General features: G+C 35.3%; 11 protein-coding genes. 9 read left to right on the forward strand and 2 right to left on the reverse strand.

The features are described from left to right. Window positions 1-93: 93 nt before the first annotated feature. The 5 genes from prpD to NSQ08_RS10070 all read left to right on the forward strand — a co-directional run bounded on the left by prpD (window position 94) and on the right by NSQ08_RS10070 (window position 6,729). On the forward strand, window positions 94-1,530 hold the full coding sequence (gene prpD, locus NSQ08_RS10050; RefSeq protein ID WP_002085755.1) for a 2-methylcitrate dehydratase: 1,437 nt from the start codon (window positions 94-96) through the stop codon (window positions 1,528-1,530). Window positions 1,531-1,548: 18 nt separating this feature from the next. Beyond that, complete coding sequence (prpB, locus tag NSQ08_RS10055) at window positions 1,549-2,457, forward strand: methylisocitrate lyase (protein ID WP_002031847.1); 909 nt, start codon at window positions 1,549-1,551, stop codon at window positions 2,455-2,457. Window positions 2,458-2,612: 155 nt separating this feature from the next. After that, a complete protein-coding gene (locus tag NSQ08_RS10060) occupies window positions 2,613-4,322 on the forward strand; it encodes an acyl-CoA dehydrogenase family protein (RefSeq protein WP_340774142.1) in 1,710 nt (569 codons plus the stop codon). A gap of 16 nt (window positions 4,323-4,338) precedes the next feature. Beyond that, on the forward strand, window positions 4,339-5,229 hold the full coding sequence (locus NSQ08_RS10065) for an NAD(P)-dependent oxidoreductase (RefSeq protein ID WP_002031851.1): 891 nt from the start codon (window positions 4,339-4,341) through the stop codon (window positions 5,227-5,229). 39 nt (window positions 5,230-5,268) lie between these two features. After that, window positions 5,269-6,729, forward strand: a complete 1,461-nt coding sequence (locus NSQ08_RS10070) for a CoA-acylating methylmalonate-semialdehyde dehydrogenase (RefSeq protein WP_340774147.1) — start codon at window positions 5,269-5,271, stop codon at window positions 6,727-6,729. Window positions 6,730-6,835: 106 nt separating this feature from the next. Here the strand turns inward: NSQ08_RS10070 and NSQ08_RS10075 are convergent, their stop codons facing one another. Then, the gene (locus NSQ08_RS10075; RefSeq protein ID WP_340780095.1) at window positions 6,836-7,468 is read right to left on the reverse strand and encodes a LysE family translocator; all 633 of its coding nucleotides are present in this window, start codon (window positions 7,466-7,468) and stop codon (window positions 6,836-6,838) included. A 160-nt stretch (window positions 7,469-7,628) separates the two neighbouring features. After that, window positions 7,629-8,681, reverse strand: coding sequence for an enoyl-CoA hydratase/isomerase family protein (locus tag NSQ08_RS10080; protein WP_002065275.1), 1,053 nt, complete (start codon window positions 8,679-8,681; stop codon window positions 7,629-7,631). A 350-nt stretch (window positions 8,682-9,031) separates the two neighbouring features. On the opposite strand from NSQ08_RS10080, the gene NSQ08_RS10085 reads away from it, so the two are divergent. The 4 genes from NSQ08_RS10085 to NSQ08_RS10100 all read left to right on the forward strand — a co-directional run bounded on the left by NSQ08_RS10085 (window position 9,032) and on the right by NSQ08_RS10100 (window position 13,972). Continuing rightward, the gene (locus NSQ08_RS10085) at window positions 9,032-9,289 is read left to right on the forward strand and encodes a hypothetical protein (protein ID WP_002012747.1); all 258 of its coding nucleotides are present in this window, start codon (window positions 9,032-9,034) and stop codon (window positions 9,287-9,289) included. Window positions 9,290-9,473: 184 nt separating this feature from the next. Continuing rightward, entirely contained in the window at window positions 9,474-9,713 is a 240-nt protein-coding gene (locus tag NSQ08_RS10090; protein WP_002085739.1) for a DUF2584 family protein, read from the forward strand. A gap of 15 nt (window positions 9,714-9,728) precedes the next feature. Then, on the forward strand, window positions 9,729-10,886 hold the full coding sequence (locus NSQ08_RS10095; RefSeq protein WP_340774157.1) for an exonuclease SbcCD subunit D: 1,158 nt from the start codon (window positions 9,729-9,731) through the stop codon (window positions 10,884-10,886). Beyond that, complete coding sequence (locus NSQ08_RS10100; RefSeq protein WP_340774163.1) at window positions 10,883-13,972, forward strand: SMC family ATPase; 3,090 nt, start codon at window positions 10,883-10,885, stop codon at window positions 13,970-13,972. Before NSQ08_RS10095 ends, NSQ08_RS10100 begins: the two co-directional genes overlap by 4 nt. Window positions 13,973-14,032 lie beyond the last annotated feature (60 nt).

Here is a 14,032-nt window from a genome sequence, read left to right on the forward strand (position 1 = left end):
ACTGGGGAGTTGTTAGCGCCGCCCGCCAGATGGGTGTTTGACCGACACCCATCATTAATAATAACGAATTTTCGACAGAAAGGGAAGAATAGCATGATTAAAACAAATGAAATTAAACAAAAAGATGCATTATTAGAAGAAATTACGGACTATGTATTAAATAAAGAGGTTACAAGTGCAGAGGCATTCAGTACGGCTCGCTACGTATTACTTGATACACTTGGATGTGGAATTTTAGCACTACAATACCCAGAGTGTACAAAATTATTAGGACCAGTTGTACCAGGAACAATCGTGCCAAATGGTACACGTGTACCAGGAACATCTTATGTGCTAGATCCAGTAAAAGGCGCATTTAATATCGGATGTATGATCCGTTGGTTAGACTATAACGATACTTGGCTTGCAGCAGAGTGGGGACATCCATCTGATAACTTAGGCGGAATTTTAGCAGTTGCAGATTATATTAGCCGCGTTCGTATTTCAGAAGGAAAAGAACCATTAAAAGTACGTGAAGTACTAGAAATGATGATTAAAGCACATGAAATTCAAGGTGTACTTGCTTTAGAAAACAGTTTAAACCGTGTTGGTCTTGATCACGTATTATACGTAAAAGTAGCGACGACTGCAGTAGTTGCAAAAATGCTTGGCGGAACGCGTGAGGAAATCTTTAATGCATTATCACATGCGTGGATTGATAATTCTAGTCTTCGTACATATCGTCATGCTCCAAATACAGGTTCACGTAAATCATGGGCAGCAGGTGATGCGACGAGCCGCGGTGTTCATCTTGCAATGACTGCATTAAAAGGTGAAATGGGTTACCCAACGGCATTATCTGCACCAGGATGGGGATTCCAAGATGTGTTATTTAACAAGCAAGAATTAAAATTAGCAAGACCGCTAGAATCTTATGTAATGGAAAATGTATTATTCAAAGTGTCATTCCCAGCAGAATTCCATGCACAAACAGCTGCAGAATGTGCAGTGAAATTACATCCGGAACTTAAAGAAAGATTAGATGAAATTGATCGTATTACAATCACAACTCATGAGTCAGCAATTCGTATTATCGATAAAGAAGGTCCATTAAATAACCCAGCTGATCGTGATCATTGCTTACAATACATTACGGCAATAGGTTTATTAAAAGGAGATATCGTTGCGGATGATTATGAGGATGTAGTAGCGAATGATCCACGTGTAGATGAATTACGTAATAAGATGGTTGTTGTTGAAAACAAACAGTACAGTTTAGATTACCTTGACCCGAACAAGCGCTCAATCGCCAACGCTGTTCAAGTTCATTTTAAAGATGGTACTGTAACAGAAAATGTGGAATGTGAATACCCACTTGGCCACCGTTTCCGTAGAGACGAAGCAATTCCAAAAGTTGTTCGGAAATTCACTGCAAATATGGCAGGTCATTATTCTAGTAAGCAACAAGAAAAAATCCATGAAGCTTGTCTAAATGAAGAAAAACTAGAAAATATGAATGTAAACGAATTTGTAGATCTATTCTTAATTTAATAATAGGGGGAATTTAGAATGGCTTGGGTTGTGAATAAACAGTCAACACAAGAGGAGCTTGCGAATCGCTTCCGAGCTTTAGTAGAAGCAAATGAAATTTTGCAAATTCCAGGTGCTCATGATGCAATGGCGGCTCTTGTTGCGAAAAATACAGGTTTTTCAGCTCTATATTTATCAGGAGCTGCTTACACTGCAAGTAAAGGACTACCAGATTTAGGAATCGTGACGTCTACTGAAGTAGCAGAGAGAGCAAGGGATCTAGTTAGAGCTACAGATTTACCAGTTCTTGTTGATATTGATACAGGATTTGGTGGAGTACTAAACGTAGCGAGGACAGCTGTAGAAATGGTGGAAGCGAAAGTTGCGGCTGTTCAGATTGAAGATCAACAATTACCAAAGAAATGTGGACATTTAAATGGTAAGAAACTTGTTACTACAGAAGAATTAGTTCAAAAAATTAAAGCGATTAAAGAAGTTGCGCCAAGTTTATATATTGTAGCACGCACAGATGCTCGCGGCGTGGAAGGATTAGATGCAGCGATTGAAAGAGCGAATGCATATGTAAAAGCAGGGGCAGATGCAATATTCCCAGAAGCGCTTCAATCGGAAGAAGAATTCCGTTTATTTACTAGCAAAGTGAATGCACCTTTACTAGCAAATATGACTGAGTTCGGAAAAACACCATATTATAGTGCAGAGGAATTTGCGAATATGGGCTTCCAAATGGTAATTTATCCTGTAACTTCACTTCGTGTTGCTGCAAAAGCATATGAGAATGTGTTTACGCTAATTAAGGAAACGGGTTCTCAAAAAGATGCACTTTCTAATATGCAAACGAGAAGTGAATTATATGAAACAATTTCATATCATGACTTTGAAGAGTTAGATACTGGAATTGCAAAAACAGTATTATCTGAAGATCAATAGGTAGAAGGATTTAGGCGATGAAAATACATCTTTGGCAAAACGAACTGCTTGATGTGAAAAATCATCGCCTTCTGTTTTCAATAATAAGATATTCCACTCATCGTAGACGAGCATATGCAAAGATCAACGAAGGCCGAAATGATAGGGGGATTCAGATGGAGAAAACGAAGTTACCATGGGATGAATTTTTTTCACTCAATAAAGATGTGAATAATACTTTCTTTACACCAGAAGATTTTTCAGGGGATGAAGATTTAATTGCAAAAACGACAGAACAATTCGTTAAACAAGAAATTGTCCCGCAAATTGAGAATATTGAACAACATAACTATAAAGTTTCTCGTCAATTATTTGAGAAAGCTGGGGAACTTGGATTATTAGGCATTGAGGTACCAGAAGATTATGGCGGATTCGAGTTAGGAAAGGCTGTCTCAGGTCTTGTAGCAGAAAAAATGGGTTACGCTGGTGCATTTAGCGTTTCTTTTAATATACACGCCGGTGTAGGTACGTTGCCTTACATATATTATGGAACGAAAGAACAGAAAGAAAAATATTTGCCGAAAATTGCGTCTGGAGAATGGATTGGGGCTTATGCTTTAACTGAGCCAAATGCTGGTTCTGATGCATTAAGTGCAAAAACGAGTGCAGTATTGAATGAAGATGCTACTGCTTGGAAGTTAAATGGTGAGAAGCAGTGGATTACAAATGCTCATATGGCAGATGTATACGTTGTTTTTGCGAAGACAAATAAAGGAATGACAGCGTTTATTGTCGAAAGAACATGTGAAGGTGTATCAATAGGATTAGAAGAAAAGAAGATGGGGATTAAAGGATCTTCAACAGCGACGCTTATTTTAGAAGATGTTGTCATCCCCGCTGAAAATATTTTAGGGGAAGTTGGGAAAGGGCATCACGTAGCTCTTAATATTCTTAACTTCGCTAGACTAAAACTTGCTTTTGGAAATATTGGAACAGCAAAACAAGCAATCGGTTTGTCAGTTCAATATGGAAAAGAGCGAAAACAGTTCCAAACGGAATTAGTAGATTTTACGATGATTCAAGAGAAAATTGCCAATATGATTATTTCTACATATGGAGCAGAAAGTGCAGCTTACCGTACAGCGGGTGTAATTGATGAAGCAATTCATGAGAGTGATGAAGATCTTATGAAAAAAATGTCCCAATTTGCAATTGAATGTGCACTGAATAAAGTAAACGCTTCTGAAACACTTGCTTATATCGTAGATGAAGCTGTACAAATTCATGGTGGTTACGGTTATATGCAAGAATACGAAGTAGAACGATTATATCGTGATGCTAGGATTAGTCGTATTTTTGAAGGAACGAATGAAATTAATAGATTAACAGTTGCAAAAATGTTAATGAAGCAAATCGAGCAAATAGAAGATGCTGAAGTAGAAATTGATGTGGCAAATGTAGAAAGAAACCATCGTTACATTTTATTAGCGAAAAAATTGTTGAAACAATCTTTGAAAACGCTCTCTAAAACTCCAGGTTTAAAAATTGAGCAAGAGCAAGAATATTCACGCGTATTATCAAATATGTTGACGGACGTGTACGTCATGGAATCAGCATTTTTACGTACGAGGAAAGCAGTTAGTAAAAATGGTGAGGAAAAAGAGCGTACGAAACAAATGATAACAGATGTTATTTGTGAAGAAGGATATCGTAAAGTAGAAGAAGCCGCGATTTCCATTCTTTCAGCAGCTGTCACAGAAGAACAAAATAGACAAGAAATATTAGCTGAAATCCGTCAATTATTAGTGCCTTTATACTCAAACTTATTTACGAAAAAGAGAGATATTGCGAAAGTTATTATAAATCGCGGGAAATATATTGTGTAAATAGGAGGAAAGCGATATGAAAAAGATTGGTTTTATCGGTTTAGGTAACATGGGTCTTCCAATGTCTAAAAATTTAGTTAAATCTAGCTACACAGTATATGGAGTGGACTTGAATAAAGAGGCGGAAGCTTCCTTTGAAAAAGAAGGAGGAATTATCGGCCTATCAATCTCAAAACTAGCAGAGACATGCGATGTGATTTTTACAAGCTTACCATCACCTCGTGCTGTTGAAGCGGTATATTTTGGGGAAGAAGGATTATTTGAAAATAGCCACTCGAATGTAGCTTTAATTGATACAAGTACAGTATCTCCACAATTAAACAAACAATTAGAGGAATCGGCGAAGGAAAAGAAAGTAGACTTTTTAGCAGCACCTGTTAGCGGTGGGGTAATTGGTGCAGAAAACCGTACATTAACGTTTATGGTTGGTGGATCGAAAGAAGTATATGAGAAAACTGAATCTGTCATGGAAGTGCTTGGAGCGAATGTTTTCCATGTTAGTGAGCAGATTGATAGTGGTACAACTGTTAAATTAATTAACAATCTATTAATTGGTTTTTATACAGCTGGTGTGAGTGAAGCTTTAACATTAGCGAAAAAGAACAATATGGATTTAGATAAAATGTTTGATATTTTAAATGTAAGTTACGGTCAAAGTAGAATTTATGAGCGTAATTATAAAAGTTTCATTGCATCAGAAAATTATGAGCCTGGCTTTACTGTAAATTTATTAAAGAAAGATTTAGGATTTGCGGTAGATTTAGCTAAAGAAAGTGAACTTCACTTACCAGTAAGTGAGATGCTATTAAACGTATATGAAGAAGCGAGTGAGGCAGGATATGGTGAAAACGATATGGCTGCTTTATATAAGAAAGTTAGCGAACAATTAATTTCTAATCAAAAATAGTGCACTTATAAAAACCATGATAAAAAAGGAGAGAATATAATGATTACAACTGAAATTAAACGAGTGAAAAATCATATTAATGGCGAATGGGTAGAATCTACTGGTACGGAAGTAGAAGCGGTTCCGAATCCGGCAACCGGAAAAATCATCGCTTACGTTCCACTTTCTCCAAAAGAAGATGTTGAAAAAGCTGTTGAAGCGGCAAAAGCGGCATACAAAACATGGTCTAAAGTGCCAGTTCCAAATCGTTCAAGACAACTATACAAATATCTACAACTGTTACAAGAAAATAAAGAAGAGCTTGCAAAAATCATTACGCTAGAAAACGGTAAAACGCTAACGGATGCAACTGGTGAAGTACAGCGTGGTATTGAAGCGGTAGAACTTGCAACATCAGCACCAAATTTAATGATGGGACAAGCCCTTCCGAATATTGCTAATGGAATTGATGGATCGATTTGGCGCTATCCAATCGGAGTTGTTGCTGGTATTACACCGTTTAACTTCCCGATGATGATTCCATTATGGATGTTCCCACTTGCAATTGCTTGCGGTAATACATTCGTATTAAAAACATCTGAAAGAACGCCACTTTTAGCTGAGCGACTTGTAGAGTTATTCTATGAAGCTGGTTTTCCAAAAGGGGTATTAAATTTAGTACAAGGCGGAAAAGATGTTGTAAATAGTATTTTAGAAAATAAAGATATTCAAGCAGTTTCGTTTGTTGGCTCTGAGCCAGTGGCACGCTACGTATATGAAACTGGTACAAAAAATGGTAAACGTGTACAAGCGTTAGCAGGTGCGAAAAACCATGCGGTTGTTATGCCAGATTGCAACCTTGAGAAAACAGTACAAGGTGTAATTGGGTCTGCGTTCGCAAGTAGTGGAGAGCGCTGCATGGCATGTTCAGTAGTAGCAGTAGTTGATGAAATTGCTGATGAATTCATTGATGTATTAGTAGCGGAAACGAAGAAGTTAAAAGTAGGTGACGGTTTCAACGAAGATAATTATGTTGGACCATTAATCCGTGAATCTCATAAAGAACGTGTTTTAGGCTATATTAATAGTGGTGTAGCAGATGGAGCAACTTTACTAGTAGATGGCCGTAAAATCAATGAAGAAGTTGGAGAAGGTTACTTTGTTGGTGCAACAATCTTTGATGGTGTAAATCAAGAAATGAAAATTTGGCAAGATGAAATTTTCGCTCCGGTATTAAGTATTGTAAGAGTAAAAGATTTAGAAGAAGGTATTAAGCTGACAAATCAATCGAAATTTGCGAATGGTGCTGTTATTTATACATCAAATGGAAAACATGCACAAACATTCCGAGACAATATTGATGCTGGTATGATTGGTGTAAACGTTAATGTTCCAGCACCAATGGCATTCTTCGCATTTGCAGGAAACAAAGCTTCATTCTTTGGAGATCTTGGTACAAATGGTACGGATGGCGTTCAATTTTATACACGTAAAAAAGTTGTAACTGAGCGCTGGTTTTAATAAAGTGAAATGATAATGAGTGGGGTGCATTCCCACTCATTATAAAAATAATACAAACGAAAATACACTACTCATAATGGAGTAGTGTATTTTCGTTTGTATTGTGTTAACTATTTCTTTCAAAGGCTAATTTAATACCAAACCCAATTAAGACGATTCCTGTAATCCCTTGAATATAACGCTGTGTCTTCGGTTTTTTCATAAAAGCACTAATTTTATCAATTAAAAATATATAAAAAGCAAACCAAATGACTGTTAAAATGAGATAAGTAAGTCCCATAACGAGAAGTTGTATAAATGTATTATGATTTGGATTTAAAAACTGTGGTAAAAAAGTTAAAAAGAAGACTGCAACCTTAGGGTTTAGTAAATTTGTAAGAAACCCTTGGCGAAAGCAAGAAGTATGTTTATTATCATTATTTATTGGAATGTCATCTGTATTTAAGTCTTCTGTTTTTCTTACTGCTAAAAGGGCTTTAATACCAATATAGACTAAATATACAGCACCAACATATTTAAAAATAGAAAATAAAAGTGCAGACTTTACAATAAGTGCTGAAAGACCAATTACAGCAGCTAAAGTGTGAATTAAAAGCGCAACACAAGTACCAAAAACAGTTTTTACGCCGCCGATTTTGCCGGCAATCAATGTGTTTTTCGTAGCCATTGCTGTATCAGGACCGGGTAGAATAATAAGACATATAGACATAATAATAAACAGAAAAAAATTTTCCATAATGTTATCCGCCTTCCTTTTTTTGTTTTTAGAAAATTCGATTAACGTTAGTTTAACATACATTTTAGTTAAATAAAATTAAATTATATTTAAAATTATTTAACTAAAAAGAAGAGGCCATATAGAGTAGCTGAGAGTGTGCTACAATATATGGCCTCTTTGTTTAAGCGTTAAGTAAGTTAAAGAATCGATTTACATCTTCTTCTGAAACATCACTTAATTGTTTATATTTATAATTTGGATTTTGGTCTTTATCAACTACAACGGAGCGTACTCCTTCAAAGAAATCTTCATGTCGCATGAAGTTTTTAGCGAGTATAAGATCTGTCGCGAAACATTCTTCAACTGACTTTTCTTGGCCATCAATAAACTGTTTTAATGTTACCTTTAATGAAACAGGGGATTTGGATAATAGCTTTTCTTTCGTTGTTTGGGCAAATGGACTTTGATCTTTCTCTAACGATTGAATGATTCCCTCAATTGTATCGAATGCAAAATGCGAATTAATTTCTTCTACTGAGGAAGAAAGATTGCCATCTAAGTTTGGAGCAGTTGCAAATGTACGAATAACTTCTTTTAAATGAGTATGTACATCTTCTTTTTTCCAATTTACATTTTCAAGTGCGGTAAGGAAATTTGGTAATGAATCTGATGTCATAAAGTAATCAGCAGCGTTAATATATAATACATCAGGAGCTTTTAAAATAGATGCCGTTAAAGCAACATATCGACCAGTATATCCAGGCGCTTTATTTAAGAAATAAGCAGCACCGACATCCGGGAAGAAACCGATGTTCATTTCAGGCATTGCCCACTTCGTACGCTCTGTTACAATTCGATACGTCGCTCCATTTGTCAGACCGACACCACCGCCCATTACAATTCCATCTAAACAAGCGATAATTGGTTTTTTGTATTGATAAATAAATGTATCAATTTCATATTCTTCTTCAAAAAACTGCTCTGCATGTTGTAATGCAACTTCGTTAGAACGTGCTTCGTATAGCGTTTTAATATCACCACCTGCACAAAAACCTTTCGTCCCAGCTCCTTTTAAAACGATGAGTTCAATACGCTCATCTTGCTCCCATTCTTTAAGTTTTTGCCCAATTGGTTGTAACATGTCATAGGATAAAGAATTAAGTGCTTTTGGACGGTTTAAAGTAATAGATGCAACGCCGTTTTCGCTAACAGAAAATAAAACGTGTTCAGTCATTATAAATCCTCCCTTACTTATCTTTCTATTCTTATTTCTTGATACATGCTGAAATGTCCTCTATAATTTTTGTCTAAATTAGGTGCTTAGTGTTAGTATTTATCGCATATTTTGACGAGTTATATTTGCAGGATTTCAGAGAATGAAGAGGAATATTACAACATTACTGTAAGTGCTATTATTTGAAAATGTCGTGTTGAAGGCGCTATTATATGTATAACTTATATTGAGTTAGTATACGTGGCGTAAATTAAAGAGTGGATGTAGAAAAAGTTAAAAGGCTGAATTATCTAACTTTTAAAGAGCGCGGGGTTTGTATATAATTAGAAATAGAGAAAGGAGAGATCGGAATGCCAGGACCTTTACTATTGTCGGTTATTATTTTGTCATCTCTTATGGTAGGAATTACACAGTATTTTCATCATACAGATACGACAGAAGAAGTGAAGGCTAAGGTACGTCTCGTGTTTCCGATTTTTATAATATCTATTTCCATATGCTTTTTATTAAATAAAGATGGGTATGTTGTGGCCGTATTTGCGTTTTTTGTAGCGATTGTCTTAATAACTGTATTGTACTACGTTATGAAAGAGTACTTACAAAAATAAGGATGCCTGAAAGGGCATTTTTATTTTTGTAGATTAATAATTTCACATACCGTATTTCATATAAAAAAACATAAAATATTTATAATTAAAAAAGTATGTACATCGCGGTGTATTTACTTGTCAATCTTGCATGACCACTATACTATTAAAATGTAGAGATTAGAAAAAAGGGGTTGTATCTAGCATGAAATTTGAGATGCATACAAAAATTATTTCAAATGAAAAAGAAGTAAGATTACATATAGAAGATAATTTATTTCAATTAATTTTAGATGGTTATCATCTATTTACTATTCAAGAAATATTGCCTTTATATAAATCAAACGAAGAAAGAATCGGTAGTGCAATTGTCCAAAAGTTAGAATGGGAGAACGGAAAAACTACACTAAACTATCAGCTTGTTTCACTACAATCAGTAAACTAAAAGGAGAAGGGTAATATGAAGTTTTTTCATACAGCGGATTGGCATTTAGGTAAGCTTGTTCATGGTGTATATATGACTGAAGATCAAAAAATTGTGTTAGATCAGTTTGTACAAGCTGTTGAAGAGGAAAAACCGGATGCTGTAATTATTGCAGGAGATTTATATGACCGAGCAATTCCACCTACAGAAGCAGTAGACTTATTAAATGATGTATTACAAAAGATAGTTATTGATTTACAAACACCAATAATTGCAGTTGCAGGAAACCACGATAGTCCGGACCGCATACATTTTGGTAGTAATTTAATGAAAAAACAAGGATTACATATTGTTGGACAATTCCAGTTTCCATACAATCCCGTTGTTTTAAATGATGAATACGGAGAGGTTCATTTCCATCTCGTTCCGTATGCAGATCCAAGTATTGTTAGACATATATTGAAAAATGAAGATGTTCGTTCTCATGATGATGCGATGCGTATTTTTATGAACGAACTCTCTGAAACGATGGATAAAGAAGCGAGACACATATTTGTAGGACATGCATTTGTAACTTCTTCAGGAGAGGCAGAGGAAAATACGAGTGATGCGGAACGACCACTTTCAATTGGTGGTGCTGAATATGTAAATAGCCATTATTTTGATAAATTTCATTACACGGCGCTTGGCCATTTACATCAAGCGCATTTTGTACGTAATGAGACAATTCGTTATTCAGGTTCACCACTTGCATATTCTATTTCTGAAGAAAAGCATAAAAAAGGATATTATATTGTGGAACTGGATGAAAAAGGTGAAACAACAATTGAAAAACGTTTACTTACACCACGTCGTAAAATGCGTACAGTAGAAGCGAAAATAGACGATTTATTGCTTCATCCAGTGAGTGAAGATTATGTATTTGTGAAATTATTAGATGAAAATCCTGTCTTGCAGCCAATGGGAAAAATACGTTCTGTATACCCAAATGCAATGCATGTTGAAAGATCTATTCAAAGACGAGAGTTCACAGATGAAAATGAAGTAACTGTTTCAAGACATAAAACGGATGATTTATCTCTTTTAAAAGCATTTTATAAAGAAATGAAAGGGCTAGATCTATCAGAAGAGAAAGAACGTTTATTTTTAGATGTTTTGCAAACAGTGCAAGAACGGGAAGGTGAGCGAGGATGAGACCGATTCAGCTTATAATGACCGCGTTTGGTCCATATAAACAGAAAGAAGTAATCGATTTTAAAGATCTTGGTGAGCATCGTATTTTCGCTATTTCTGGAAATACAGGAGCTGGAAAGACAACGATTTTTGATGCAATTTGTTATGTATTATATGGAGAAGCTAGTGGAGAAGAGCGCAGTGATACTAACATGCTTCGTAGCCAATTTGCTGATGATGATGTTTATACAAGTGTGGAATTAACTTTTCAATTAAAAGGAAAAAGTTATGAAATTAAACGACAACTGGGCCATAAAAAACAAGGAAATAAAACAATTACAGGACATGCAGTCGAATTATATGAAGTAATTGATGAGGAGAAAGTTCCATGTGTCGATCGTTTTCATGTAACGGATGTAAATAAAAAAGTTGAAGATTTAATTGGATTAAGTAAACATCAATTTAGCCAAATTGTCATGTTACCGCAAGGAGAGTTCCGAAAATTATTAACATCTGAAACGGAAAATAAAGAAGAAATACTACGCCGCATTTTTAAAACAGATCGTTATAAATTAATGCGTGAGATATTAGATCAAAAGCGTAAACAATGGAAAGACGTCTTACAAGAAAAACAAAAAGAACGTGAGCTATATTTCCGTAATGTATTTAAATTACCAATACGTGATGGGGCATTATTAGAGACATTAGTGGAGCAAGAGCATGTAAATACACATCAAGTAGTAGAGGCATTAGAACAAGAAACAATTTGGTACAATGCAGAGGTTGAGCAATTACACTTAGAACAAAATGACAAAACGAAACAATTAAAAGAAGCAGAGGCACGGTTTCATGCAGCAAAAGCTGTAAATGAGAAATTCAAAGATTTAGAACAAAAGAATGAGAAGTACAGTATTTTACAAGAAAACCGTGCCGTAATCGAAATGAAAGAAAAATCTTTTAAACATGCGGAACAGGCGAAGCGATTATTACCATTTGAGCAATGGCATGAGGAAGCGATGCAATATGAACAGCAGTCTGAAAGTTTGTTAAAACAGATAATCGCAAAAAAAGAGCATATAATGAACAGTTTTGCACTTGCTCAGGAGAAATATGAAGCATTAAAGAATAAGGCATCCGAGCGAGAAAATGCTAAAAAACAAGTTCAAAGACTAGAAGAGTTACAGCCAATTATTGCATCATTAGCTGAGAAAAAGTTAAATTTGCAAAATGCTGAAATTCACATAGGAAAATTAAAAGAAGGTATGCAAAAGTTAGATGAACAACTAGAAGCGCATAAAAATGAAAAACATAGAATGTCTGGCGAATTACAGCAATTAGAAGCAGCGCTTGAACAATATGTAGCTAAAGTAGAAGAACTAACGAATATGCGAGAAGATGCAAAAGTATTAAAGCAGGCATATGATGTATGGCAAGAAAAACAAAAATACGAGCTAGAAAAAGAAAGTGCGTTTCATAAGATGCAACAGGCAGTTAGTACATATGAAAATATGGAACGCCGCTGGTTAAGTGAACAAGCTGGTATATTAGCTCTTCATTTACATGATGGTGAATCTTGTCCAGTATGTGGTAGTATGGACCACCCGAAAAAAGCTACAGAGCAAAGTAATGCAATTGATGAAAAAGAGTTAAATGAGCTAAGAGAAAAGAAAACTATTGCGGAAAAATTACATGTTCAATTAGAAGAAAAGTGGAATTTCTATCGAGTTCAATATGAACAAGTGATAGAAGAAGTGCTAAAGCGAGGCTATCGCTCAGAAGAATTAGTAGAAACATATAGTGCGCTCGTTCAAAAAGGAAAGCAATTAGCAGCAGAAGTTAATGCGTTAAAAGCAAGTGAAGAAACGCGTAAGCAAATTGCTGTGAATATAAAAAGCGTAGAAGAAAAAGTAGAAGAACTCCAGAAACAAAAGCGTGAAGTAGAAACTGTGCAGCACCGTACTGAAATGGAGTGTATGCAGCTTCGTACGTCATATGAACATGATAAGCAAAATATTCCGGAAAGCTTGCAAACGGTACAAGCTTGGAAAGTACAGTTTGACCAAGCTCTGCAAGAACTTAGGTTAATGGAAGATGAATGGGAGAAAGTACAAGAGGCGTATCAACATTGGCAAAATGAAAATATACGTATTAAAGCAGAACATGATAATGCTTCTAATCAATTTAATAGTGCAAAAGAGAAGAAAGAAGAGACGTTCACACGCTTTATGAAAGAGCTAGAACAAAGCGGATTTACAGATCAATTAACATATAAAGAATCCAAATTAAATAATGCTGAGATGGATAAGTTACAACAAGAAATCCAAAGTTATTACTCATCTCTAGAAGTACTTACAAAACAAATTGAAGAATTAAAAGCAGACTTAAAAGATAAAGAGTATATGGACATTTCTTCATTAGATGAGCAAGTGAAAGAATTGGAAATTAGCCTTGATATTATTAAAGAAAAACGACAACGTGCTCAAAATGCCGTATCATATATTACGGATTTACATGAAAATATTAAACGAATTGATGAACAAATTCATGAGGAAGAAAAAGCATTCCAAGAACTTGTTGATTTATATGAAGTAATGAAAGGGGATAACGATAGTCGTATATCCTTTGAACGTTACATCTTAATTGAGTATTTAGAACAAATTGTTCAAATTGCGAACGAACGACTACGTAAATTATCAAATGGACAATTTTATTTAAAACGAAGCGAACGAGTTGAAAAGAGGAATCGACAAAGTGGATTAGGATTAGATGTATATGATGCATATACAGGTCAAACCCGAGATGTAAAAACATTATCTGGGGGTGAGAAATTTAACGCATCACTTTGTTTAGCACTTGGAATGGCAGATGTAATTCAAGCGTATGAGGGTGGTATTTCCATCGAAACGATGTTTATCGATGAAGGATTCGGCTCATTAGATGAAGAGTCATTAACGAAAGCAGTTGACGCCCTAATCGACTTGCAAAAATCAGGTCGCTTTATCGGTGTAATTTCACACGTTCAAGAACTGAAAAATGCAATGCCAGCTGTATTAGAAGTAACGAAGCAGAAGGATGGGTGTAGTCAGACGAGGTTTGTGGTGAAATAAGCTTGTCAAATTGAAAGTATCTATCCTTACTTTGAACATTGTACCAAATTGTTATAACGT

This window comes from Bacillus sp. FSL E2-8887, assembly GCF_038007205.1.
GTDB lineage: Bacteria > Bacillota > Bacilli > Bacillales > Bacillaceae_G > Bacillus_A > Bacillus_A mycoides.

Bases quoted from the DNA above. Each gene is read 5' to 3' on its own strand.
- prpB (WP_002031847.1), top strand. From the start codon at position 1,549: ATGGCTTGGGTTGTGAATAAACAGTCAACACAAGAGGAGCTTGCGAAT.
- prpD (WP_002085755.1), top strand. From the start codon at position 94: ATGATTAAAACAAATGAAATTAAACAAAAAGATGCATTATTAGAAGAA.
- NSQ08_RS10070 (WP_340774147.1), top strand. From the start codon at position 5,269: ATGATTACAACTGAAATTAAACGAGTGAAAAATCATATTAATGGCGAA.
- NSQ08_RS10065 (WP_002031851.1), top strand. From the start codon at position 4,339: ATGAAAAAGATTGGTTTTATCGGTTTAGGTAACATGGGTCTTCCAATG.
- NSQ08_RS10080 (WP_002065275.1), bottom strand. From the start codon at position 8,681: ATGACTGAACACGTTTTATTTTCTGTTAGCGAAAACGGCGTTGCATCT.
- NSQ08_RS10060 (WP_340774142.1), top strand. From the start codon at position 2,613: ATGGAGAAAACGAAGTTACCATGGGATGAATTTTTTTCACTCAATAAA.
- NSQ08_RS10095 (WP_340774157.1), top strand. From the start codon at position 9,729: ATGAAGTTTTTTCATACAGCGGATTGGCATTTAGGTAAGCTTGTTCAT.
- NSQ08_RS10090 (WP_002085739.1), top strand. From the start codon at position 9,474: ATGAAATTTGAGATGCATACAAAAATTATTTCAAATGAAAAAGAAGTA.
- NSQ08_RS10085 (WP_002012747.1), top strand. From the start codon at position 9,032: ATGCCAGGACCTTTACTATTGTCGGTTATTATTTTGTCATCTCTTATG.
- NSQ08_RS10100 (WP_340774163.1), top strand. From the start codon at position 10,883: ATGAGACCGATTCAGCTTATAATGACCGCGTTTGGTCCATATAAACAG.